This is a genomic window from Leifsonia sp. 115AMFTsu3.1 (genome assembly GCF_004362795.1).
Classification (GTDB): Bacteria; Actinomycetota; Actinomycetes; order Actinomycetales; family Microbacteriaceae; genus Leifsonia.
The window spans coordinates 1,672,675-1,693,706 of the sequence record NZ_SNYB01000001.1 but is presented as its reverse complement, the minus strand read 5'-3'; the positions used below and the strand labels follow the sequence as shown (position 1 = coordinate 1,693,706).

The 21,032-nt window shown below is 69.2% G+C and carries 23 protein-coding genes and 1 tRNA gene; 17 read left to right on the top strand and 7 right to left on the bottom strand.

Annotated elements, in window-relative coordinates; all coding sequences use genetic code 11:
* Nucleotides 1-22 precede the first annotated feature (22 nt).
* A complete protein-coding gene (locus AXZ95_RS08220; protein ID WP_018190552.1) occupies nucleotides 23-1,420 on the top strand; it encodes an MFS transporter in 1,398 nt (465 codons plus the stop codon).
* A 49-nt stretch (nucleotides 1,421-1,469) separates the two neighbouring features.
* Here AXZ95_RS08220 and AXZ95_RS08215 read toward each other — a convergent pair whose 3' ends face one another.
* The 3 genes from AXZ95_RS08215 to AXZ95_RS08205 form a co-directional block, all read right to left on the bottom strand.
* Nucleotides 1,470-1,919, bottom strand: a complete 450-nt coding sequence (locus tag AXZ95_RS08215; RefSeq protein WP_018190551.1) for a hypothetical protein — start codon at nucleotides 1,917-1,919, stop codon at nucleotides 1,470-1,472.
* Between the two features lie 152 nt (nucleotides 1,920-2,071).
* Entirely contained in the window at nucleotides 2,072-2,602 is a 531-nt protein-coding gene (locus AXZ95_RS08210; protein WP_018190550.1) for a hypothetical protein, read from the bottom strand.
* A gap of 32 nt (nucleotides 2,603-2,634) precedes the next feature.
* Nucleotides 2,635-4,608 carry an alpha/beta hydrolase gene (locus AXZ95_RS08205; protein WP_018190549.1) on the bottom strand — a complete coding sequence of 658 codons (1,974 nt, stop codon included), beginning with the start codon at nucleotides 4,606-4,608 and terminating at the stop codon, nucleotides 2,635-2,637.
* Nucleotides 4,609-5,108: 500 nt separating this feature from the next.
* On the opposite strand from AXZ95_RS08205, the gene AXZ95_RS08200 reads away from it, so the two are divergent.
* From AXZ95_RS08200 to AXZ95_RS08175, 7 genes are all read left to right on the top strand, one after another.
* Nucleotides 5,109-5,450: a YciI family protein gene (locus tag AXZ95_RS08200; RefSeq protein ID WP_018190548.1), complete on the top strand. Its 342-nt coding sequence runs from the start codon at nucleotides 5,109-5,111 to the stop codon at nucleotides 5,448-5,450.
* Nucleotides 5,451-5,464: 14 nt separating this feature from the next.
* Nucleotides 5,465-6,745 carry a sigma-70 family RNA polymerase sigma factor gene (locus tag AXZ95_RS08195; RefSeq protein ID WP_018190547.1) on the top strand — a complete coding sequence of 427 codons (1,281 nt, stop codon included), beginning with the start codon at nucleotides 5,465-5,467 and terminating at the stop codon, nucleotides 6,743-6,745.
* A gap of 44 nt (nucleotides 6,746-6,789) precedes the next feature.
* Nucleotides 6,790-7,632 carry an NAD(P)-dependent oxidoreductase gene (locus AXZ95_RS08190; RefSeq protein WP_018190546.1) on the top strand — a complete coding sequence of 281 codons (843 nt, stop codon included), beginning with the start codon at nucleotides 6,790-6,792 and terminating at the stop codon, nucleotides 7,630-7,632.
* A gap of 26 nt (nucleotides 7,633-7,658) precedes the next feature.
* Nucleotides 7,659-8,768 (top strand): acyltransferase, encoded by a 1,110-nt coding sequence (locus tag AXZ95_RS08185; RefSeq protein WP_018190545.1) that lies wholly within the window; start codon nucleotides 7,659-7,661, stop codon nucleotides 8,766-8,768.
* A gap of 23 nt (nucleotides 8,769-8,791) precedes the next feature.
* Complete coding sequence (locus tag AXZ95_RS08180) at nucleotides 8,792-9,295, top strand: hypothetical protein (RefSeq protein WP_133638816.1); 504 nt, start codon at nucleotides 8,792-8,794, stop codon at nucleotides 9,293-9,295.
* 9 nt (nucleotides 9,296-9,304) lie between these two features.
* Nucleotides 9,305-9,475 carry a hypothetical protein gene (locus AXZ95_RS19600; RefSeq protein WP_018190543.1) on the top strand — a complete coding sequence of 57 codons (171 nt, stop codon included), beginning with the start codon at nucleotides 9,305-9,307 and terminating at the stop codon, nucleotides 9,473-9,475.
* 99 nt (nucleotides 9,476-9,574) lie between these two features.
* Nucleotides 9,575-10,696, top strand: a complete 1,122-nt coding sequence (locus AXZ95_RS08175; RefSeq protein ID WP_018190542.1) for an acyl-CoA desaturase — start codon at nucleotides 9,575-9,577, stop codon at nucleotides 10,694-10,696.
* Nucleotides 10,697-10,772: 76 nt separating this feature from the next.
* Here the strand turns inward: AXZ95_RS08175 and AXZ95_RS08170 are convergent.
* The 3 genes from AXZ95_RS08170 to AXZ95_RS08160 form a co-directional block, all read right to left on the bottom strand.
* Nucleotides 10,773-10,848: transfer RNA gene (locus AXZ95_RS08170), tRNA-Lys, on the bottom strand.
* Between the two features lie 77 nt (nucleotides 10,849-10,925).
* Nucleotides 10,926-12,029, bottom strand: a complete 1,104-nt coding sequence (locus tag AXZ95_RS08165) for an AI-2E family transporter (protein ID WP_018190541.1) — start codon at nucleotides 12,027-12,029, stop codon at nucleotides 10,926-10,928.
* Nucleotides 12,030-12,136: 107 nt separating this feature from the next.
* A complete protein-coding gene (locus tag AXZ95_RS08160) occupies nucleotides 12,137-12,484 on the bottom strand; it encodes a hypothetical protein (RefSeq protein WP_018190540.1) in 348 nt (115 codons plus the stop codon).
* 59 nt (nucleotides 12,485-12,543) lie between these two features.
* Between AXZ95_RS08160 and AXZ95_RS08155 the strand changes: the two genes are divergently transcribed.
* Genes AXZ95_RS08155 through AXZ95_RS08140 form a run of 4 tightly spaced genes read left to right on the top strand, consistent with a single transcriptional unit; the run spans nucleotide 12,544 to nucleotide 16,544 of the window.
* Nucleotides 12,544-13,359, top strand: a complete 816-nt coding sequence (locus tag AXZ95_RS08155) for an inositol monophosphatase family protein (protein ID WP_018190539.1) — start codon at nucleotides 12,544-12,546, stop codon at nucleotides 13,357-13,359.
* Nucleotides 13,360-13,369: 10 nt separating this feature from the next.
* Nucleotides 13,370-14,305 carry an ABC transporter ATP-binding protein gene (locus AXZ95_RS08150; protein ID WP_018190538.1) on the top strand — a complete coding sequence of 312 codons (936 nt, stop codon included), beginning with the start codon at nucleotides 13,370-13,372 and terminating at the stop codon, nucleotides 14,303-14,305.
* Between the two features lie 2 nt (nucleotides 14,306-14,307).
* A complete protein-coding gene (locus AXZ95_RS08145; protein ID WP_018190537.1) occupies nucleotides 14,308-15,564 on the top strand; it encodes an ABC transporter permease in 1,257 nt (418 codons plus the stop codon).
* Nucleotides 15,564-16,544, top strand: a complete 981-nt coding sequence (locus AXZ95_RS08140; protein WP_018190536.1) for an NAD(P)H-quinone oxidoreductase — start codon at nucleotides 15,564-15,566, stop codon at nucleotides 16,542-16,544. The genes AXZ95_RS08145 and AXZ95_RS08140 overlap by 1 nt, the downstream gene beginning before the upstream one ends.
* On the opposite strand, the gene AXZ95_RS08135 is transcribed toward AXZ95_RS08140, so the two are convergent.
* On the bottom strand, nucleotides 16,447-16,893 hold the full coding sequence (locus tag AXZ95_RS08135) for a DUF2809 domain-containing protein (RefSeq protein WP_026307133.1): 447 nt from the start codon (nucleotides 16,891-16,893) through the stop codon (nucleotides 16,447-16,449). The genes AXZ95_RS08140 and AXZ95_RS08135 overlap by 98 nt on opposite strands.
* Nucleotides 16,894-16,973: 80 nt before the next feature.
* On the opposite strand from AXZ95_RS08135, the gene AXZ95_RS08130 reads away from it, so the two are divergent.
* The 5 genes from AXZ95_RS08130 to AXZ95_RS08110 all read left to right on the top strand — a co-directional run bounded on the left by AXZ95_RS08130 (nucleotide 16,974) and on the right by AXZ95_RS08110 (nucleotide 21,021).
* Nucleotides 16,974-17,990 carry an adenosine deaminase gene (locus AXZ95_RS08130; RefSeq protein ID WP_018190535.1) on the top strand — a complete coding sequence of 339 codons (1,017 nt, stop codon included), beginning with the start codon at nucleotides 16,974-16,976 and terminating at the stop codon, nucleotides 17,988-17,990.
* Nucleotides 17,987-18,817, top strand: a complete 831-nt coding sequence (locus tag AXZ95_RS08125; protein ID WP_018190534.1) for an alpha/beta hydrolase — start codon at nucleotides 17,987-17,989, stop codon at nucleotides 18,815-18,817. Before AXZ95_RS08130 ends, AXZ95_RS08125 begins: the two co-directional genes overlap by 4 nt.
* Nucleotides 18,818-18,896: 79 nt before the next feature.
* Nucleotides 18,897-19,505 carry a hypothetical protein gene (locus AXZ95_RS08120; protein WP_231374384.1) on the top strand — a complete coding sequence of 203 codons (609 nt, stop codon included), beginning with the start codon at nucleotides 18,897-18,899 and terminating at the stop codon, nucleotides 19,503-19,505.
* Nucleotides 19,506-19,607: 102 nt separating this feature from the next.
* Entirely contained in the window at nucleotides 19,608-20,342 is a 735-nt protein-coding gene (locus AXZ95_RS08115; protein WP_018190532.1) for a YcnI family protein, read from the top strand.
* Nucleotides 20,343-20,346: 4 nt separating this feature from the next.
* The gene (locus AXZ95_RS08110) at nucleotides 20,347-21,021 is read left to right on the top strand and encodes a copper resistance CopC family protein (RefSeq protein WP_231374383.1); all 675 of its coding nucleotides are present in this window, start codon (nucleotides 20,347-20,349) and stop codon (nucleotides 21,019-21,021) included.
* The last annotated feature ends 11 nt before the right edge of the window (nucleotides 21,022-21,032 follow it).

The window sequence follows — 21,032 nt, the reverse complement described above, 5'->3', positions numbered from 1 at the left end:
ACCCTCCCGATCGGAGGTCACCATGACCGCAGCAGCCGTCGGCGTCTCGCACGCATCGGTCCGGCGCCTGATCGCGCCGCTCGCGCTCGCGCAGTTCATCTGCAGCTTCGCGGGCTCGAACATGAACGTGATGATCAACGACATGTCGCGCGATCTCGACACGACGGTCCAGGGCATCCAGGTCAGCATCACGCTGTTCCTGCTGACCATGGCCGCCCTGATGATCCCGGCGGGCAAGCTGACCGACAAGATCGGCCGGAAACGCTGCTTCACCCTCGGGCTCATCGTCTACGGGATCGGCGCGATCATCAGCGCGCTCTCCCCCGGTCTGTGGGCTCTCATCCTCGGCAACAGCATCCTCGAGGGGATCGGGACGGCGCTGCTGATCCCGCCGGTCTACATCCTGACCACCCTCTACCTGCCCGACATCGCGACGCGTGCCTGGGCGTTCGGGATCATCAGCGCGCTCGGCGGCATCGGCGCCGCCGCCGGTCCGCTGATCGGCGGCCTGATCACCAGCACGATCAGCTGGCGCGCCGCGTTCCTGTTCCAGGCGCTCATCATCGTGATCATCCTGCTGCTCAGCCGGCGTCTGACCGACCCGGTGCCGGCCGACCCCGACCGGCCGTTCGACGTCGTCGGCGCCGTGCTCTCCGCCCTCGGACTCTTCGTGCTGGTGCTCGGCATCCTCGCGGCCGACACAAGCGTCCCGCTGATGATCGGGCTCGTCCTCGCCGGGATCGTGATCCTCTTCCTGTTCTTCTGGTGGGTGCGCAGCCGTGAGCGCGCGGGCAAGGAGGTGCTGCTGTCGACCTCCCTGTTCAAGAACCGGGTGTCGAACATCGCGCTGATCACCCAGAACCTGCAGTGGGTGCTCCTGATGGGCACCTCGTTCACGGTGTCCGCCTACCTGCAGGTGGTTCGCGGCCACAACGCCATCGAGACGGGCGTCATCTTCACCGCGGCGACGGTCGGACTGCTCCTCACATCGCTGGTGGCCGGGAGGTTGGCGAAGCGCTTCTCGCAGCGGGGCCTCATCCTGACCGGGTTCGTGCTCTGCATCCCCGGCGTCGTGCTGCTGATCTGGCTGGTGGCGGTGAGCACGACGGAGTGGTCGTTCGTGCCCGGGCTGTTCCTGATCGGTGCCGGGCTCGGGCTGATGCTCACGCCGTCGGTGAACGTCGTGCAGTCGGCGTTCCCGGAGAAGGAGCAGGGCGAGATCTCCGGCCTGTCACGGAGCGTGTCCAACCTGGGATCGACGCTCGGCACGGCGATCGCCGGCACCATCCTCGTCGCCAACATCGACGCGGGCGGTGCGGCGTACGGCACCGCGATGGCCGTGCTGGCGATCCTCGGCGTCGGCGGGCTGATCGCCGCGCTGTTCCTGCCGGAGGACCGTCACCGTCGCACGCTCGCCTGATCCTCACCACCCGACCCTCGTCGCCGTCGGACGGGCGCCGGCGGACTCGTCACCAGTTCTCCGGCCGCCTCGGGTCGTCCGGGTCGACCGGAGCACACCGGCTGTTGCCTACGAAGTCGGCGTAGTTCTCACCGATCGTGAATTCGATCCCGAACCCGTCTTCCCGGAGCCCGGTGAGATACGGCGGGTAGGACACGACCTTCCGCGGCGGGTTGATCCTGTTATCCTCCACCACCTTCGTCGGAAACCCGTACTCCGTCCACATCTTCGCCACCCGCTCCGCCGTCTCCTCCGGACTGGACTTCGTCGGACCCTTGTACTGGTTCGCGATATTCCAACTCTCCGACTCGGTGCCGTCGGCATAGTCACCACATCCGTAACCCCACTCCATCTCTGGTGCGTTGGGCCAGGTGTCGGCGACCAGGGCTGTGGCCTCGTCGTAGAGACGCTGGATCTCGCGTTCGACCGCGGCGCGGTCGGCTCTGTCGCTGTCTTCCACTTGCTGAATCTCCTTCGCAGTCTTCGGCTGTGGCGCACACCCGCTCAGCGCCCCGCTGGCAAACAACACGGCCACGGCAACAACACGCAGTGCAAGGCGGGAATGGCCCACGGTCCTCCGCGGCGCGGGCCCGGGCGGAGCAGGCGAAACCATCACCAGTTCTTCGGGAGCGTGGGGTCGTCCGGGTCGATCGGAGCACACCGGCTATTGCCCTCGAAGTCGGCGTAGTTCTCACCGATCGTGAATTCGATCCCGAACCCGTCTTCCCGGACCCCAGTCAGATACGGCGGGTAGGACACGACCTTCCGCGGCGGGTTGATCCTGTTATCCTCCACCACCTTCGTCGGAAACCCGTAGTCCGTCCACATCTTCGCCACCCGCTCCGCCGTCTCCTCAGGGCTCGACTTCGTCGGACCGAAGTACTGGTTGAATATGCTCCAAGTCTCCGACGGGGTGCCATCCGCGTAGTCACCACACCCGGTCTGCCAGCTCTTGTCAGGCACGGTCGGCCAGGTGTCAGCGACCAGTGCGGTGGCCTCGTCGTAGAGACGCTGGATTTCCCGTTCGACCGCGGCGCGGTCGGATCTGTCGCTGTCTTCCACCTGCTGTATCTCCTTCGCAGTCTTCGGCTGTGGCGCACACCCGCTCAGCGCCCCGGTGGCAAGCAACGCAGCCACGGCCATAGCACGCAACACAGCACGGGTAGTAGTAGTGGTCATCGTGCCCCCATCGGAGTCGGAGACGGGAGAGGTTGCGGGTTCGGCACAGTCCCACGATCCTGCGGGGTGCCGCCGGTCGGGATCTCCTGACCCCGCCCCATGGTCGCCATGGCTGTGGCGTACTGAGCTGACGTACGACTGTCCAAGTAACTGTAGGAATCTGGGTTCTTCGGACCGTTGCCGAAAGGGCCGTGCTTCGTGATCCCCTCCAACGTGGAACCATCGAGGGTCGTGCTCTCTGCGGTAAACGTATGGGCGCCGAAACCGGGACTGGTGGGGTCGATGCGCCCGGACAAGAGCCGCCCCTTAGCAGCCCACTCGTCCCGGACACCCTCCGCCGCATACACTTCCCCACCCGGCACGTGAAGCGCAGCCGCCGATGGAACGCTTCCCGCGACACCAGCAGACCCGAGAAGCACCACGTGTCCCGCCGACACGCTCTTCTGCGCGAGAGCGAGTGTGGCGACGTTGGTTCCGTAGGAGTGCGCTATGACCGAGAGCCCTGCTGCATTCGCCGGCCAACCCTTTACCGCGGTCAGCCCGCGCAGGGTGCTGCCCAAGCGTTCCGCCCCCGCCTTGGCGAGGTCGTTCCGGATGACGCCCAACACATCCATTCCACCGGGCGGGTCGTAGTTCAACCACGACAGCACCGCGATCTTGCCACGCGGAACACCGGACGCCTTCGACTGTCGCTTCTGCATGTCTTCGGCGGCTTTACCGTATTGTCCGATGTCGTTGGCGGTGGTCCCCATGCCGGGCACCACGACGCTGATGTGCTCGGCGGTTTCGAGCAGTCCGGTGCTGACAGCGACTTTGGTGCGTTCGCCGGGCTGGTAGACGTACAACTCGTGCGGGGGGCTTCCTTTCGGACCCTTACCGTAGGCCTTGTCGATCTGGGAGAGCGTCTCGGTCAGCTTCTGCGCCTCGGCGAGCCGATTCAGCGCCTGCTGGCGAACCCCCTCGAGGGGCGACGTGAGGCCCGGATCGCCCTGCGCGTCCGCGAGGCGCTTCTTCGTGTCCTTGAGGTCCGCGACCAGGCATTCACGGTTCGCGTCCGAGCGCACCCGCGGAGGAACACCGTCCAGGTTGCCGACCAACCTCGCGACCGCTTTCGCCCACTCCTTCCGCTGGGTCGCGTCGAGCTTCTTCCACCATGCCGCCGTCTTCTCCGGTGCCGGAGGGTGGTCCCAGAACCGCTGAAGGAGTTCCGGGTGCGCGGCCAGCATCGTCTTCATCTGTGACGGGGACAATTCGTCCAGAAGGGATGACAGCTCCTCCGGCGTCGCGGACGTCCAGTCCTTCGACGACCCCAGCTCGGCCAGGAAACCGACGGCCCTCATCCGGGCCGCCACAGCGCCGCGTCCGTCACCACCGGACGCGAGCTGATGGAGCAGAGCAACGGTCTCGCTGGTGGCGGCAGATAACTTCTTCACACTCTCCGTGAACAACCCCGTCGTTGCCGACGCGAAGCTGCGCAGCGCTGTGAGCTTGTCTTCCAGCTCGTGGATGTCCTTCTCGAGCTGGTTCAGCACCAACTCCAACTGGGCGTTCTTCAGCTCCAGAGCATCACCCACCCCCGGCACCGCGGTCGCCGCGCTGGCGTTGACCTCGATCAGGTGTTCGGTCGCGTCGCGCTGCTTCTTCGTCGCGGTGAGTTGCGTGTTCAACTCGTCTTCTTTGAGCACCCCGTACGTGCTCACCTTGCAGTCTTCGCTCGTGTAGGTCTCCAGCTCGCCCGAAATCGCATCGATCTCGTCCTGCGCCTCTGTCACGCACGGCGCGATGATCTGCGCGAACAACGAATCGACCGCCGAGTAACCCTTCCCGGATAGCTCTCCCGTACCCAGGGCGGTGGTCAGACGGGTGGATGCGCTCGTCAGCTTCGTCAGCACTGCCGACGCAGCTGCGAGGTTCGCCTTGAGCGCGGTTTTCAGTGCTTCCGAGTCGCCCGAGTCATAGTTCAAGCCCACGACTTTCCTGCTTTCTCCTGCCGCAACCGCTCCAACTCCTCAGAGCACGACGGGGCCCGTTCTCCATGTGATCGAGAATATTGATGAGACATTCCGTATCAACGGCATCAGTGTAATCATGCTGAACAACAGTGTGGATTTCAGTAACCACCTGGAAGGAGCGTCCCCAGTCCGGCGCCCAGTCTGCGGGCCCACCACGTAACGCGGACCCCTAGATTCCGGTCACGATCAGGCCAGAACGCTCCTCGCGCAGGAACGACAAACTCCGGACGGTGGGCGGAGCGTGTCCACCCGGGATCAACGCTCCGACCTGCGATCGCCGGCACCGTATCCCCGTCGCCGCACTGTTCCTGCCGGAGGACCGTCACCGTCGCACGCTCGCCTGATCCGGTGGACACAGACGCGAGCGGATTCCGCCGCCGCTGTCGAGAATGCGGCAGGGTGTTCGTGTAGACGGTGAGAGCGCCCTCCCCAGCGGCGCTCCGGAGAGGAACACGACCATGACCCAGTACCTGCTCAGCGTCTACCAGCCGGATGGAGCAGCCCCGCCGCCCGAGGTGCTCGCCGCCATCGGGCGCGACCTCGACGCCCTGAACGCCGACATCCGTGCGGCCGGCGCCTGGGTGTTCTCCAACGGCCTGCTCCCGGTGTCGGCCTCCACCGTGCTGCGCCCGCAGGATGGCGAAGTCCTCGTCACCGACGGCCCCTTCGCTGAAGGCAAGGAGCATCTCGGCGGCTTCACGATCGTCGAGGCGCCGGACCTGGATGCGGCGCTCGAGTGGGGCAGGCGACTCGCGCTGGCCACCACTCTGCCGATCGAGGTGCGGCCCTTCGCGGAGTGACGGGAGCACCCGGCATGGAGAACGGTGCGGCGGTTCCGCTGCCGGACGCCGCCGCGATCGCGTCGGTGTTCCGGGAGCAGTACGGCCGCGCCGTCTCCGTGCTGTACCGCGTCTTCGGCGACCTCGACCGTGCAGAGGACGCGGTGCAGGACGCCTTCGCCGTCGCCGCCGAGCGCTGGCCGCGCGACGGCATCCCGCCCGCGCCGGCCGGCTGGATCATCACGACCGCCCGCCGCCGAGCGATCGACCGGCTGCGGCGGGATGCGGTCGGGCGCGAGAAGGAAGCCGAGGCGATGCTGCTGCGGCAGCTGACCGGCGACGGCCGTGCGGATTCTGCCGATGCCGCCGACGCCGCTGCCGACGCCATCGCCGACGACAGGCTCCGCCTCGTCTTCACCTGCTGCCATCCCGCCCTGTCGCCGGAGGCACGCGTCGCCCTGACCCTCCGCCTGCTCGGCGGCCTGACCACCGCCGAGATCGCCCGGGCGTTCCTCGTGCCCGAGCGGACGATGGCGCAGCGCATCTCGCGCGCCAAGGCGAAGATCCGTGACGCGCACATCCCGTACCGCATCCCCTCCGCCGACGACCTCCCCGCCCGGCTGCGCTCCGTGCTGGCCGTCGTGTACCTCGTGTTCAGCGAGGGGTACGCAGCGAGCGCCGGTGACCGGCTCGTGCGGGAGGAGCTGTGCACGGAGGCGATCCGGCTGGCACGCGAACTGCGTTCCCTGCTTCCGGACGAGGAGGAGGTGCTCGGCCTCCTCGCCCTGCTGCTGCTGGTGGATGCGCGCCGCGCGGCCCGGGTCGACGCGGCGGGCGCTCTCATCCCGCTCCCCGAGCAGGACCGGTCCCGCTGGAACGCGGAGCAGATCGCCGAGGGCCACGAGCTGGTGCGCCTGTGCCTGGCGCGCGGGCGGCCGGGTCCGTACCAGCTGCAGGCGGCTATCCAAGCGGTGCATGACGACGCCTCGACGGCCTCCGAGACGGACTGGCCGCAGATCGTCGCCCTCTACGACCAGCTGCTGCGCGCCTCCCCCACGCCCGTGGTCGCGCTGAATCGTGCAGTCGCCGTGGCGGAGGTGGAGGGCGAGAATGCGGGTCTGGCCGCGCTGGAGCCGCTGCGCGAACCGCTCGCCGGCTTCTACCTGCTCCACGGCGTCCGGGCCGGGCTCCTGCTGCGCGCCGGGCGGACGGCCGAGGCCGCGGACGAGTACGCCGTCGCCGCCTCGCTGTGCGGAGGTGACGCCGAGCGCACGTTCCTGCTCGCGCGACGGGATGCGCTCACCCGGCGGAGTTGACCCGCCCCTTCCCTGCGCGCGGCCGCAGGCGCACAGTGGATGACATGGACATCGCCTTCCTCGGGCTCGGCCGCATGGGCCGCGAGCTGGTCACCCACCTCATCGACGCCGGTCACCACGTCACGGGGTGGAACCGGTCCCCCGAACCGGCCGAAGCGGTCGGACGCCGGGGCGCGCACATCGCGTCCTCTGCCGCCGAGGCGGTCGAGGGGGCGGACGCGGTCATCACCGTCCTGTTCGGCCCGGAGGCCGTTCGCGAGACCGTGATCGAGCCGTCCCTGCCGATCCCGGAGGGGGCACTGTGGATCGACGTCACGACCGTCGCGCCCTCCGACGCGGCCGACTTCGCGGCGTGGGCCGAGGATGCGAGCGTGCGCTACATCCACTCGCCGGTGGTCGGCTCGCTTGCCCCGGCACGTGCCGGGAGCCTCGCGGTGCTGATCGGCGGGGAGCACGACGCCGCCCGCGAAGGCCGCAACGTCGTGGCCCTGTGGGCGGACCCGGACAAGATCCGCACCTTCGATCGCCCCGAGAAGGCGGCAGCCGCGAAGCTGGTGGCCAACCTGGCGCTGGCCATCTCGATGGAGGCGCTGAGCGAATCCCTCCGGCTCGGCACCGCCGGCGGCCTGTCCACCGATGAGGTGCTCTCGATGCTGCCGCTGACCACCATCGCCCCGATCGCCGGCATGAAGGGTCCCGTCGTGGCGTCCGGCGACTTCGACGACACCCAGTTCTCCGCCTCCCTGCTCGCCAAGGACCTCCGCCTGATGATCGCCACCGCCGACGCCCCGCTCCCGGCGGCCGCCCTCGTCGCCGCCGAGCTGCAACGTGCCGCGGATGCGGGCCTCGGCGACAAGGACTTCTCGGTGATCGCGCGCGACCGCTGAGCCGACGTGACCTAGACTCTCTGCCTGTGCAGAGAATCAAGGGACTCGACGGGATCCGATGCTTCGCCGTCCTCGCGGTGATCGCAGCGCACGCCCACGTCTCGTGGATGCACGGCGGCGGATTCGGCGTCGACGTCTTCTTCGTCCTGAGCGGTTATCTCATCACGACACTGCTGCTCCGGGAGCACGAGAAGCTGGGGCGCATCGACCTGTTGCGCTTCTGGGGCCGCCGCATCCTCCGCCTGGTCCCCGCGCTCCTGCTGCTCGTGCTGGTCGTCGACACCATCGCGCTGTTCCTCCCCGGTCGGTTCGGGACGCTCGCCCCGGCGACGCTGTCGTCCACGCCGGGCGTGCTGTTCTACTTCTCCAACTGGCTCATCGTCATCACCAACAGCGGAGCGCTCGGCGCGTTCGGACCGCTCTGGTCGCTCTCCGTCGAGGAGCAGTTCTACATCCTCTGGCCGCTGCTGGTCATCCTGGCGCTGCGCTTCCGCCGGCCGCTGCGCGCCCTCACCATCCTCATCGGCGTGCTGGTGCTCGCGGTGGTGGTCTCGCGCTTCCTCGTCTTCGACCCGAGCAACCTGTACCAGACGTTCGCGACGACCTTCCGCGTCGACATGCTGCTGATGGGCGCTCTGCTGGCGGTCGCGTTCCACGCGGGCGCCGGGAACATCCTCCGCCGCGTCTCCGCGTGGGCGGTCGGCCCGGCGCTCGTCTACCTCGCCGCGGTCGCGGTGCTCGTCCCCGAGTTCAACGTCGCCGGCGCCGAGAAGAAGGTCTACCTGTACTACACGATCGGTCTCCCGGCCGTCGGCATCGCGACGTGCGCGCTCATCGCCTTCCTCGTGACGCACCAGAGCTCGCTGCTCACCCGGATCTTCTCGCTGCCGCCGTTCGACTACCTGGGCCGCATCTCCTACGGCATGTACCTGTGGCACTACCCGATCATCCTGCTGCTCCAGGTGCGCTTCGCCCCGGACCCGAACATCACCCTCCTGCTGGCGCTCCCCCTCACGGTGGCGGCGGCGACGGTCTCGTGGTTCGCGCTGGAGCGCCCACTGGCGCGGCGCTTCCACCACCGCCTCGTCGCGCGTCCGCGGGTGGCGGGCCCGGCGACGGTCACCGGCCGAGTGTGAGGTTCGAGGGCGACGGCCGGTTCGTGGAGCTGACGATCGACGATCGCCAGTTTCCGGATCTGCTCCCGGGCTCAGGCGACGGCATCGGCGACGGCGACTGGTTGGTGATCCGCGGGCACGGCGGCGTCGATGGACGAGAGTGGCGGTTCACGGACCCGTGCCTGACGATCCAGGAGGCACGGGCGCTGGAGAAGTGGCTGGCGGCTGCCGGGGCCGGCGGCGTCGACGAGAGCGATCCGTCGCACGCCGATTCCCTGGACTTCATCGAGCCGGCGCTGCGCTTCGAACGGAGTGAGGTGGATACCGACGGCGCAACGATCACCATTGTCTTCGCCCACGAAGGCGCGCCGCCCTGGGCAACGGAGGAGGTTCGGTTCGAGGAGGGCCATCCGGTGTCATTCCGTCTCACGCACAGTCATCTGCGGTCGCTCGCCGCCCACTGGGCGGCCGAGCTGTCGGCGCTCTGGGAGGGGGTGAGCCAGCCTTCCCCCGCGGAGACGGGTTACTTCCTGCCGCCCGCGGAGTAGGTTCGGTGCATGCTCATCCTGGTGATCGTCCTCATCGTGCTCTGGCTGATCCTCGCGATCGTCGGCTTCGCCATCAAGGGGCTGTTGTGGCTGGGCATCATCGGCATCGTGCTGGTGATCGCGACCCTGGTGATCGGCCTGGTCCGGCGCTCGACGCTGGCCAAGCGCAACCGCACCTGAGAGGTCGCCGCCATACCGCCACGATCGTGATTGGCGGCGTAGAATCGGCGACACAGCGTCCCGGACCCCGGCGCGACTCGCAACGATTCGGGGCCCGCAATGTCGCAACTGTCTCCACGCTCGACGGACCTCCAGCCCACGGGCGTACGCTCGACCGCCACACGTTCGACCGGACGCGACGGGGGCTACTCCGAACTCGCGACGATGGTCCGCGAGGCCGGTCTCCTGCACCGCCGCTACGGCTACTACTGGACCAAGCTCATCCTGGTCCCCGTCGTCACCGCGGCCATGATCGCGGCGTTCGTCATCATCGGCAACAGCTGGTGGCAGCTCGTCACCGCCGTGGTGTTCGCGTTCGTCTTCACGCAGATCGCCTTCCTCGGCCACGACGCCGCCCATCGCCAGATCTTCCGGTCCGGCCGCTGGAACGACTGGATCTGCCTCATCGTCGGCGACCTGTTCGTCGGGATGAGCTACGGCTGGTGGCAGCACAAGCACACCCGGCACCACGCCAATCCCAACCAGGAGGGCGCCGACCCCGACATCGAGCTGCCGGTGATCTCGTTCACGGCCGCGCAGGTGGAGGCGAAACGCTCCCGCCCCGTGCATTGGCTCATCGGCCACCAGGGCTGGTTCTTCTTCCCCATCCTGCTTCTCGAGGGCCTGTCGCTGCACGCGTCGAGCGTTCGGCGGGTGTTCGCGCGCGGTGAGCTGCGGCGCCGGGCCGTGGAGGTGTCGTTCCTCGCGGTCCGCATCCTCGGCTACCTGGCCCTCGTGATCCTGGTCCTGCCGCCGGGAAAGGCAGCCGCGTTCCTCGGTGTCCAGCTGGGACTGTTCGGCTTCTACATGGGGATGTCGTTCGCGCCGAACCACAAGGGGATGCCGCTGGTGCCGCACGACATGAAGCTCGACTTCCTCCGCCGGCAGGTGCTGATGAGCCGCAACATCCGGGGCGGACGCACCATCGACTTCCTGATGGGCGGGCTCAACTACCAGATCGAGCACCACCTCTTCCCCTCGATGCCGCGCCCGCACCTGCGCCGGGCCGCACCGATGATCCGCGCCTTCTGCGACGCGAACGGCACCCGCTACACCGAGACGGGCCTCCTGCAGTCGTACGCGATCGTCACGCGCCACATCAACCAGGTCGGCCTCGGAGACAAGGACCCATTCAGCTGCCCGCTCCTGGAACTGCGCCAGGTCGCGTCGAAGACGGAGTGACGGCAGCGTTGGGGACGCGGTGCGCAATACGCACAAGAAAGCCCGGCCGCACTCTCCGTGCGACCGGGCTTTCCTTTGGTGCGCCCCCAGGGACTTGAACCCTGAACCCATTGATTAAGAGTCAATTGCTCTGCCGATTGAGCTAGAGGCGCATCCGATCCGGTTACCCGAACCGAGGCTCAACATTAGCATCCGTTTCGCGGTTCTCGCCAATCGAGGATCGCTCGGGTCAGCGGAGCTCCTTCCGGGGCATCACGACCTCTTTGATGATGAGGATGATGCCCGCCGAGATCGGGATGGCGACGAGCGCTCCGGGCAGACCGAACAGCGTCGAACCGGCGAGCGCCGAGATCAGGACGACCGATCCGGGCACCTGCACCGCCTTCCCCATCACCCGCGGCGTGAGGATGTACGCCTCCACCTGCATATAGACGAGCATCAGCACGAGCACCACCACGCCGCTGACGGGCGAGTGGATGAACGCGAGCACCGACATGACGGCGGTCGTCAGCACCGTCCCGATGAGCGGGATGAGCGTGATGAAGAACGCGGCGAGCGCGATGAGGAAGGCACCGGGGACGCCGGTGGCGAGAAGCAGGATGAGGCTGAAGACCGAGTTGCAGAACGCCAGCACCACCATCCCGCTCAGATACTTGCCGAAGTTCTGCAGGATGCGCTCGGCGTAGCTCTCGAACCGGTCGCGGTGCGAGCGGCGCACCAGCCGGTAGGCAGCCTGCTTGGTGGAGTCGTAGGAGGCGATGAAGTAGATCGTGAGGATGGCGATGAAGAAGCCGGTCGTGACAGCGTTCAGCACAGAGAGGCCGAATCCGACGAGCCCGTTGCCGATGGTCGCCCAGGTCTGCGGGTCCTGCACCTGTTGCGAGATCCAGGAGACGACCTGGCCGACCACCCCGTTGCTCGCCTCGTTGACGGTGTCGAACCAGCCCTCCGCCCGCAGCTTCGTGATCTCCTGCGGGACGGCCGTGGCCAGGAAGGAGACCTGCTGGACGATGAGCGGCACCACCACCCAGATGATCGCGACCAGCACGGCGACGATGATGAGGATGACGGTGGTGATCGCCCAGCCTCGCCGCATCCCGCGCCGTTGGAACCAGCGGATCAGCGGGTCGAGCCCGACGGTCGCGAACATCGCGAGGAAGACGGAGAAGATGATCGAGCGCAGGCCGTACAGCATGAAGCCGGTCGCGACCGCGCCGATCGCACCGAGCGCGATCAGGTAGCCGAACAGGAACGGGCTGCGGCGCATGAGCGGCTCCGGAGCAGCGGCGGCGGCACGCTCCCGCGCGCTCACGGGTCGCCGGATGAAACGCATGGTGCCTCCGCTCCGCCCCGCAGGGCTACCGCGAGCGTATTGGGAGGCGGTGCCGGGCAACAAGCGCCGGCGCGGGAAGGCGACGCCGGCGACGGACCCGGCGGGTGTCAGAGCATGTCGTCGAACGGGCGGTTGTCCCGTTCTTCGGTCGAACCGTCCGCCACTTCTGCCGCCGGTTTCCGCGGCGCCAACTGCGCGGTCATCTCCCGCAGCCGCGCGACCAGCTCCTGGTCTTCGATCTCGACCCCCACGAGCTCCACCGGTTCGCTCACGATCTGGCTCGCGGGCCCGACGAGCAGCTCCACCTTGTCGGTCTCCCCCTGCATGGTGCGGCCCGGCACGAAGACCGTGTCGGCGATGCCGTGCCGTGCGAGAGCCCGCGCGTAGTCCATCAGCGCTTCCGCGAGCGCATCCCCGGTGTAGAACGTTGAGCCTGCGTACACGATCTTTCGCATGTTTCCACAGGTACCCTCGGCCACGTCCCCTGCCAAGGCCGCGACGCTAGGCTCGGATCGTGCCCGACACCACATCCACCGCCCTCGCCGCCGACCTCGACCTCGCCCTCCGGCTCGCAGAGGAGGCCGACCGCATCTCGCTGGAGCACTTCCTCGACCGCGACCTGCACGTCGAGACGAAGCCCGACCGCTCACCGGTGACCGAGGCGGACCTCGCCGTCGAGCGCGCCATCCGCGAGACGATCGCCGCCGAGCGGCCGGAGGACGGCATCCTCGGCGAGGAGTACGGCACGGAAGGCGACACGACCCGTCAGTGGATCGTCGACCCGATCGACGGCACCGCCAACTATCTGCGGGGCGTGCCGGTCTGGGGCACGCTGATCGCCCTCGCCGTCGACGGCGTCCCACGCGTCGGCGTGGTCAGCTCCCCCGCGCTGGGCCGGCGCTGGTGGGCAGTGACCGGTGGCGGCGCATGGACGACGGATGCGCCCGGCGCCGAGCCACGCCGCATCCGTGTCTCCGGGGTCGCCGACCTGGAACACGCGTCGCTGAGCTTCCAGAGCATCGCCCAGTGGGACGAAGCCGGCTACCTCGACCGCCTCATCGCCCTGACCCGCCGCATCTGGCGCGACCGCGCGTACGGCGACATGTGGTCGTACATGCTGCTGGCCGAGGGTCTGGTGGATGCGGTGGCCGAGTTCGGCGTGAAGACGTACGACCTCGCCGCGCTCATCCCGATCGTGGAGGAGGCCGGCGGAACGTTCACGTCAGTCGACGGCACGCCCGGCCCGGGCAACGGGTCGTCGCTCGCCTCGAACGGACTGCTGCACCCGGCCCTGCTGGAATCGCTCGCCGACGCCGGGCCGCTCGCCTAGGCTGACCACGATGAGCGCACAGACACCCACGACGACGGAGCCACTGGTCCACATCGCGAACTTCCGGATGGACTTCGGGCGCACGACGGTGATCCGCGATCTGTCGTTCGACATCAATCGCGGCGAGACGTTCGGCTTCCTCGGCAGCAACGGCTCGGGCAAGACCACGACCATCCGGGCACTCCTCGGCATCTACCAGCCGACGGCGGGTGTGCTGCACATCGACGGCAAGCCGTTCAGCCCGGAGGCCGGCGAGCGCCTCGGCTACCTGCCGGAGGAGCGTGGGCTCTACAAGAAGGAGTCCGTGATCGACGTGATGGTCTACTTCGGCCGGCTCAAGGGCCTCGGCGCCGAGCAGGCCAGGCGGTGGTCCCGCTCCTACCTCGAACGCGTGGGGATCGGCGACAAGGAGAAGGTGCGGCTCGACAAGCTCTCCGGCGGCCAGCAGCAGAAGGTACAGCTGGGCGTGACGATCATGAACGATCCGGAGCTGCTCATCCTCGACGAGCCGACCAAGGGCTTCGACCCCGTCAACCGCCGCCTGCTGATGGACATCATCGACGACCAGAAGCGCGCAGGCTCCACCGTCATGATGGTGACCCACCAGATGGAGGAGGTCGAGCGTCTCTGCGACCGCGTCATCCTGCTGAAAGACGGCGGCGCGCGCGCCTACGGCACGGTCGAGGAGGTGCAGGAGCAGTTCGGCGGCACGATCGTCCAGGTGGACCACGACGCCGACCGCCTGCCCGAGTCCTCCTCGTACCGCATCCTGTCCGACGAGAGCGGCCATGCCGAATTGGAGGCCGTCGACGGTGTCGACCCGGCCGCGATCCTACGGGGACTCGTGGATGCGGGCGTTCCCGTCTCCCGCTTCTCCCCCACCCGGAAGTCGCTCGACGACATCTTCGTCGAGGTCTACGGCGCCGAGAGCCGCGAGGAGGACTGAGCATGGCCCGCCACAATCTGAGCACCGTCATCTCGTTCGAGTTCCGCCGCACCATCACGAAGCGGCGGTTCTGGGCGATCACGCTCATCATCCCGATCCTCGTCTTCGGCCTCGGCGGCCTGATCATCGCCTCGAACGTGTCGACCGCGAACACCGCCGACCAGCAGAAGAACTCGCGCTTCGAGTTCCTGTACACCGACGACTCCGGTCTCATCGACGCGACCATCGCCAAGGAGTACGGCGGCACCCAGATCGCCTCCGAGGCAGAGGGGGTCGAGGAGGTGCAGATCGGCGGGACTCCCGCCTACTTCGCATACCCCGCCGATCCCGCGAAGCAGACCGTGCGCGTCTACGGCGAGGACTCCGGCGTCTTCCAGAACAGCAAGTACTCGGCCGTCGCCGAGTCGCTCCTCTCGGCGAGCGTCGAGCAGAAACTGGACAGCCCGACCGATGTCGCCGTGCTCCGCGGGGATGTGAAGACCTCGACCACCACGTTCGCGGACGGCAAGCGGGCACCCGGCTTCGAGGCGATCCTCCCGGCCCTGGTGTTCCTGGCCGCCTTCTTCATCGTCATCGTGTTCCTCGGCAACCAGATGCTCAACTCGACGCTGGAAGAGAAGGAGAATCGCGTCACGGAGATGATCCTGACGACGATCAACCCGACGAACCTGCTTCTCGGCAAGGTCATCTCGCTCTTCGCGATCGGCATCATCCAGCTGGCGGTGTTCGCGCTGCCCATGCTCATCGGGTACCTGTTCTTCCGGGACCAGCTGCAACTGCCGAACTTCGACCTCAGCGGGCTCGTGTTCGATCCGCAGAAGATGATCGTCGGCGCGCTCATCCTGATCGGCGGGTTCGCCCTGTTCACCGGAACGCTGGTGGCCGTCGGCGCGGTCATGCCGACGGCGAAGGATGCGGCCCCGGTGTTCTCGGTGGTGATCTTCGCCGTGGTCATCCCGCTCTACGCGTCGGGCTTTGCCATCAGCTCCCCGAACTCGCCGATCGTGCAGTTGCTGGCGTACTTCCCGTACACGGCCCCCATCACGGCGCTGATCCTGAACGCCTTCGGGTCGCTGCCGCTGTGGCAGGCGATCATCATCATCGTCGAGCTGTTCGTGCTCTCCGTGATCGTGCTGCGCATCGCCGTCCGGCTGTTCCGGTACGGATCGATCGAGTACTCGAGCAAGGTGCGGATCCGGGATGTGTTGGGCCGCCGCACAGACCGCGTCGAGCCGACCCAGCCTGCGAGAGGCGCCTGATGCGCGCCGTCGTCGTGCCGGAGCCGGGCGACGCCGACGCGCTGACCATCGCCGAGCGGCCCGATCCGGTCCCCGCGGCCGGCGAGGTCCGGATCCGCGTCACGGCCGCCGGGCTCAACGGAGCCGATTTGAGCCAGCGGCGCGGGTACTATCCCTCACCGCCCGGCGCTCCCGACTGGCCGGGGCTCGAAGTCTCGGGCGTCGTGGATGCGGTCGGCGACGGCGTCGACGCCTGGCAGGTCGGCGACCGCGTCTGCGCCCTGCTCCCGGGCGGCGGCTACGCCGAACTGGTGACTGTCGACGCCGGCCTGGTCCTTCCCGTGCCCGACTCGGTCGACCTGGTCGAGGCGGCCGGACTGCCGGAGGTCGCCGCAACGGTCTGGTCGAACGTCTTCGCGCTCGGAAAGCTCGCTGCCGGAGAGGCCCTGCTCGTCCACGGCGGGTCGAGCGGCATCGGGACCATGGCGATCCAGCTGGGCCGCGCACTCGGCGCGGATGTCATCGCTACAGCGGGCAGCGAGGAGAAGGCGGCGTTCTGCCGGGAGGTGGGTGCGCACGCCGCAGTCGACTACCGCACCCAGGACTTCGTCGAGGCCGCTCGGGCCTTCACCGACGGCCGCGGGGTGGATGTGGTACTCGACATCGTCGGCGGCGCGTACATCGCCCGCGACCTGGACGCTCTCGCGACGGGTGGCCGCATCCTGTCCATCGCCGTCCGCGATCGAACTCCCGCCGCCGTCGACATGGGGCTGCTCATGCGGAAGCGCGCGAGCATCCACGGCACCACGCTGCGCGCCCGGCCGCTCGCCGAGCGCGTCGCGATCATCGCCGCCGTGCGCGCGAACGTGTGGCCGCTGCTGACCGACGGCCGCGTGCGCCCGGTCATCGACTCGGTGTTCCCGCTGGAGGATGCGTCGGCCGCGCACCGGCGGATGGAGTCGTCGGCCCACCGCGGGAAGATCCTGCTGCGCGTCGGCTGACCGCATCCACCGCTCCCGTCAGCATCGCGCCGATCGCGTAGGCCACCAGGTCCGTCCACTGGAAGGTCGTTCCGAGCACCAGTGCGACGGCCGGAACGGAGTCCGCCAGAGCTGCGGGCACCCCGGTCAGCTGGAATAGCTCGACGGCGGCGCACACGGCGAAGGCGGCAACGGCCACAGTCGCTGCGGACGCGCGTGGAGCGAGGAACGCGATCACGACCACGATGAGTGCGGCGTAGAGCGCGTCGCCGACGAAGGCCGCGACCGCTCCGTCCATCCCGCGCGCCACGGTGAGTCCGACGACGACAAGCGCGAGACCGACGCAGGCAAGCGCGATACGACGTCTCATGACGCGAGGCTAACGGGACCAGCGCTCCCGCCGCGTCATCCGTGCGGCGCAACCCCGTCCGTCGGTGGGAGGATCGGAGCATGACCGACGACGCCCTCACCGACGACGCCCTGAACTCCCTCCCGAAGGCCGAGCTCCACCTCCACATCGAGGGGACGCTGGAGCCGGAGCTCGCGTTCGAGCTCGCCGCCCGCAACGGCATCGACCTCCCCTACGCGACGGTCGAGGAGCTGTCGGCGCAGTACGACTTCGACGACCTGCAGTCGTTCCTCGACCTGTATTACGCGACGATGGCCGTGCTGCGCACCCGCGAGGACTTCGCGGAGCTGACCCGCCGCTACCTCCGCCGCGCGCACGCGCAGGGCGTCCGCCACGCCGAACTGTTCTTCGACCCGCAGGCGCACACGTCGCGCGGTGTCGCGTTCGACGACGTCGTGGACGGCATCGGCGACGCGCTGGATGAGGCCGAGCGCGATCTCGGGATGTCCGGGGGCCTCATCCTGTGTTTCCTGCGCGATCAGCCGGTCGCCTCCGCCGAAGAGGCGCTGACAGCCGGGCTCCGCCGCACGGACCGCATCGTCGGTGTCGGGCTCGACTCCGCCGAGGTCGGCTACCCGCCGTCGCTCTTCGAGGGCGTCTATGCCCGCGCCCGCGCCGCCGGCCTGCACGCGGTCGCCCACGCCGGCGAGGAAGGCCCGCCCGCGTACGTGCGGGAGGCGCTCGACCTGCTGCATGCCGAGCGCATCGACCACGGCATCCGCTCGATCGAGGATCCGGAGCTCGTCGCGCGGCTGGCCGAGGAGCGCATCCCGCTCACCGTGTGCCCCCTCTCGAACGTTCGCCTGCAGGCGACGCCGGACCTCAGCGACCACCCCCTGCACCGGCTGGATGCGGCGGGCGTCCGCGTCACCGTGAACTCCGACGACCCCGCGTACTTCGGCGGCTACGTCGGGCAGAACTTCGCCGCGGTCCGGGATGCGCTGGGCCTCTCCGCGGATCAGGCCCGCCGGTTCGCCCGCACCTCGATCGAGGCGTCATTCGCGTCGGACGCCCGCAAGGCGGAGCTCTTCGCCGAGCTGGACGGCTGGCGCGCGTGACCCGGCACGATGTGCGCACGGCCGACGGCCGAGCGCTCCGCTTCTTCGACACCGGCGACGCTCCGGATGCCCCCGTGCTCGTCTGGCACCACGGCACGCCGCAGACGGGTGCTGTGATCGCCCCGGTGGCCGCTGCCGCCGAGGCGCGCGGGATGCGCGTACTCTCCGTCACGCGGCCCGGCTATCCCGGCTCGGATGTCCGCCCTGGGCGTTCGATCGCGGATGCGGCGCTCGACATCCTCGCGGTGGCCGACCTCCTCGGCGTGGAGCGGTTCGTCACCGTCGGCGCGTCCGGGGGCGGCCCGCACGCTCTCGCGCTGGGCGCCCTCGAACCGGAACGGGTGGCCGCGATCGTCACGCTCGCCGGCCTCTCGCCGTTCGACGGCTCCCCCGATTGGTTCTCCGGGATGGCGTCCCCCGACGCCCTCCGCGCCGCCCTTTCCGGCCGCGAGGCCCGGCTGGCGTACGCCGAGACCGCCGAGTTCGATCCCGAGTCCTTCACCCCGCGCGACTACGACACGCTGAATGCCGACTGGGGTCCCCTCGGGACGGACGCGGGCGCCGGAGCGGCGGAGGGACCCGCGGGCGAGGCCGACGACGACCTGGCCTACGTCTCGCCGTGGGGCTTCGATCTGCGTGCGGTCCGGACCCCGGTCCTCCTGGTGCAGGGCGGCTCCGACCGTGTCGTCCCACCCCAGCACGCGGCCTCCCTCCTCGAACGCCTCCCCGACGCCGAGCTGTGGATCCGCCCGCGCGATGGCCACATCTCGGTGCTGACGACCCTCGGCGTGACGCTCGACTGGGCGCTGGCCCAGGCGTCGACGTAGCCACCCACCGCGGACGGCGCCCGACCGGCCCGACCCCCTGTGGGTAGACTCGTCCTGCCCCCACCTTCGACGGAGTGACATGTCTACGCGCAGCGCACGTGTGGCTCGCGGCCTCATTGCCGCCGGCTTCGCGACCTTCGTCGCCGCGCTGTTCCACGTCGCGGGCGGAGGACTGCCGCCGAGCGCGGTGGCATTGACGCTCAGCCTGGTGTTCTCTGGGCTCGGCTGCATCGTCCTCGCCGGCAAGCGGTCGACGCTGTGGCGGTCGGCCTCGTCGGTCGCGCTCAGCCAGTTCCTGTTCCACGCGCTGTTCTCGTTGAGCCCGTCCGCGCACTTCGCGGGAGCGACCGGCCACCTCCATCCCGGATCGCACCTCACGATGGTGACGGACGGTGCGGCAGCGACGCCGATGCCCGGCATCTCGATCAGCGGATCGTGGATGTGGCTGGCCCACGCCGCCGCCGCCCTCCTCACCCTCGCAGCGCTCCGCTACGGCGAGCGCGTGTTCGTGGCGGTCTCCGAGTTCACCGCCTTCTCGCTGCGGCGGCTGCTGACCGCGGTCGCCGTCGTCGACGTGCCGGTAGCGCAGGCGCGGGTCGAGACGGTCCCGGTGATCCTCCCCGATCGCACGGTCGTGCTCGGGCGCCTCCGTCACCGGGGTCCTCCGGCGCTGATGGGCCCGGCCTGAGCTCTCCGCTCCCCCGCCGGGCAGAGGTCTGCCGCCTCTCGCGGTTCTCCCACCCATCTGCCTACCCGGCCGCAGCACGCGGTCGAGAATCGGACCCTTCTCATGAACACGCGTTTCCTCACGGGCGCGGCCGCCACCGTGGCCGCCGCCGCCCTCGCCCTCTCGTTCCCCCTCGCCGCCAGCGCCCACGTCCGGGTGAATCCCGACCAGGCTCAGCCGGGCAGCTACGCCACGCTGGCGTTCAAGGTGCCCACCGAGTCCGCCACCGCCGGCACGGTCAAACTGGAGGTGGATCTGCCCACCGCCACCCCGTTCACCTCCGTCTCCTACCAGCCGCTCACCGGCTGGACGACCCAGGTCGTCACCGAGAAGCTCGCGAAGCCGGTGAAGACGGATGACGGCACCATCACGGAGGCGCCGGTGAAGGTGATCTGGACGGCGGACCCCGGCGTGCAGGTCGCACCGGGCGAGTTCCAGCAGTTCGTCATCTCGGCGGGGGCGGTCCCCGACACCGGCAGCATCCTGCTGCCTACCCAGCAGACCTACTCCGACGGCACGGTCGTGGACTGGGATGAGAAGACCCCCGCCGACGGGAAAGAGCCGGAGCACCCGGCCCCGACCCTCTACGTCACGGACGCGCCGCCCGCGGAGGACGGCGCCGCAGGCCCGCTGATGACGAGCACACCGGCCGCGCCTGCGCCGACGGCGTCGTCCGCGGCCAGCGACGCCGTCGCGATCGGTCTCGGGATCGGAGGACTCGCGCTGGGTGCGATCGCCCTGGTCGTGGCGGTGTTCGCCCTCACGCGCCGCGGCACGGCGACGAGCCCGCGAGGCTGACGCGGTGACCCGGACAGCCCGCGCCCGGATGCGGCCCTCGGCCGTGTCCGCTCTCGCCGGTGTCGCGCTGGCGTGCCTGCTGGCGGTCGTCCCCGCCGCGGCGGCCAGCGCTCACGACTACCTCGTGCAGAGCACGCCGTCGGCCGGCTCCACCCAGGCGACGCCGCTCGAGAGCGCATCCCTCACGTTCAACGACCGCGTGCTCGACCTCAGCGGCGACGGCTCGTCGTCGCTGGTGCAGGTCACCGACGCTGCGAACCGTCACTACGAGACGGGCTGCCCCACCATCGCCGACCGCACGGTCACGGCTCCGGTGGCCCTCGGTGCAGCGGGGGCGTACACGGTGACCTGGCAGATCGTCTCGGCGGACGGGCACACCGTGTCCGGCACCATCCCGTTCACCTACCAGCCTCCGGCAGGGACCGCGGCAGCGCCCGGCAGCGACGGCCCGCCGGCGTGCGCGGCGGGTGCGGCCACAGCGGGTGGACAGAGCACCGGCGCCGCGACGTCGAGTCCGGCCCCCGCCGCCGGGGCGGCGGGGAGCTCGGACTCCGGAAGCATCGCGCTGGTGATCGGGATCGGTGTCGGGATCGTGGTGCTCGCCCTGATCGGCGTGCTCGTGGTCGTGCTCACCGGCCGCCGACGTCCTGCTCAGCCGAAGGCGGACGAAGAGTCCTGACCACTCCGCGC

What these genes read in the sequence shown, in the direction of transcription:
- AXZ95_RS08140 (WP_018190536.1), top strand. Translation starts at nt 15,564, where the DNA reads ATGCGCGCCGTCGTCGTGCCGGAGCCGGGCGACGCCGACGCGCTGACC.
- AXZ95_RS08190 (WP_018190546.1), top strand. Translation starts at nt 6,790, where the DNA reads ATGGACATCGCCTTCCTCGGGCTCGGCCGCATGGGCCGCGAGCTGGTC.
- AXZ95_RS08160 (WP_018190540.1), bottom strand. Translation starts at nt 12,484, where the DNA reads ATGCGAAAGATCGTGTACGCAGGCTCAACGTTCTACACCGGGGATGCG.
- AXZ95_RS08210 (WP_018190550.1), bottom strand. Translation starts at nt 2,602, where the DNA reads ATGGCCGTGGCTGCGTTGCTTGCCACCGGGGCGCTGAGCGGGTGTGCG.
- AXZ95_RS08115 (WP_018190532.1), top strand. Translation starts at nt 19,608, where the DNA reads ATGAACACGCGTTTCCTCACGGGCGCGGCCGCCACCGTGGCCGCCGCC.
- AXZ95_RS08220 (WP_018190552.1), top strand. Translation starts at nt 23, where the DNA reads ATGACCGCAGCAGCCGTCGGCGTCTCGCACGCATCGGTCCGGCGCCTG.
- AXZ95_RS08135 (WP_026307133.1), bottom strand. Translation starts at nt 16,893, where the DNA reads ATGAGACGTCGTATCGCGCTTGCCTGCGTCGGTCTCGCGCTTGTCGTC.
- AXZ95_RS08195 (WP_018190547.1), top strand. Translation starts at nt 5,465, where the DNA reads ATGGAGAACGGTGCGGCGGTTCCGCTGCCGGACGCCGCCGCGATCGCG.
- AXZ95_RS08150 (WP_018190538.1), top strand. Translation starts at nt 13,370, where the DNA reads ATGAGCGCACAGACACCCACGACGACGGAGCCACTGGTCCACATCGCG.
- AXZ95_RS08165 (WP_018190541.1), bottom strand. Translation starts at nt 12,029, where the DNA reads ATGCGTTTCATCCGGCGACCCGTGAGCGCGCGGGAGCGTGCCGCCGCC.
- AXZ95_RS08200 (WP_018190548.1), top strand. Translation starts at nt 5,109, where the DNA reads ATGACCCAGTACCTGCTCAGCGTCTACCAGCCGGATGGAGCAGCCCCG.
- AXZ95_RS08130 (WP_018190535.1), top strand. Translation starts at nt 16,974, where the DNA reads ATGACCGACGACGCCCTCACCGACGACGCCCTGAACTCCCTCCCGAAG.
- AXZ95_RS08145 (WP_018190537.1), top strand. Translation starts at nt 14,308, where the DNA reads ATGGCCCGCCACAATCTGAGCACCGTCATCTCGTTCGAGTTCCGCCGC.
- AXZ95_RS19600 (WP_018190543.1), top strand. Translation starts at nt 9,305, where the DNA reads ATGCTCATCCTGGTGATCGTCCTCATCGTGCTCTGGCTGATCCTCGCG.
- AXZ95_RS08120 (WP_231374384.1), top strand. Translation starts at nt 18,897, where the DNA reads ATGTCTACGCGCAGCGCACGTGTGGCTCGCGGCCTCATTGCCGCCGGC.
- AXZ95_RS08175 (WP_018190542.1), top strand. Translation starts at nt 9,575, where the DNA reads ATGTCGCAACTGTCTCCACGCTCGACGGACCTCCAGCCCACGGGCGTA.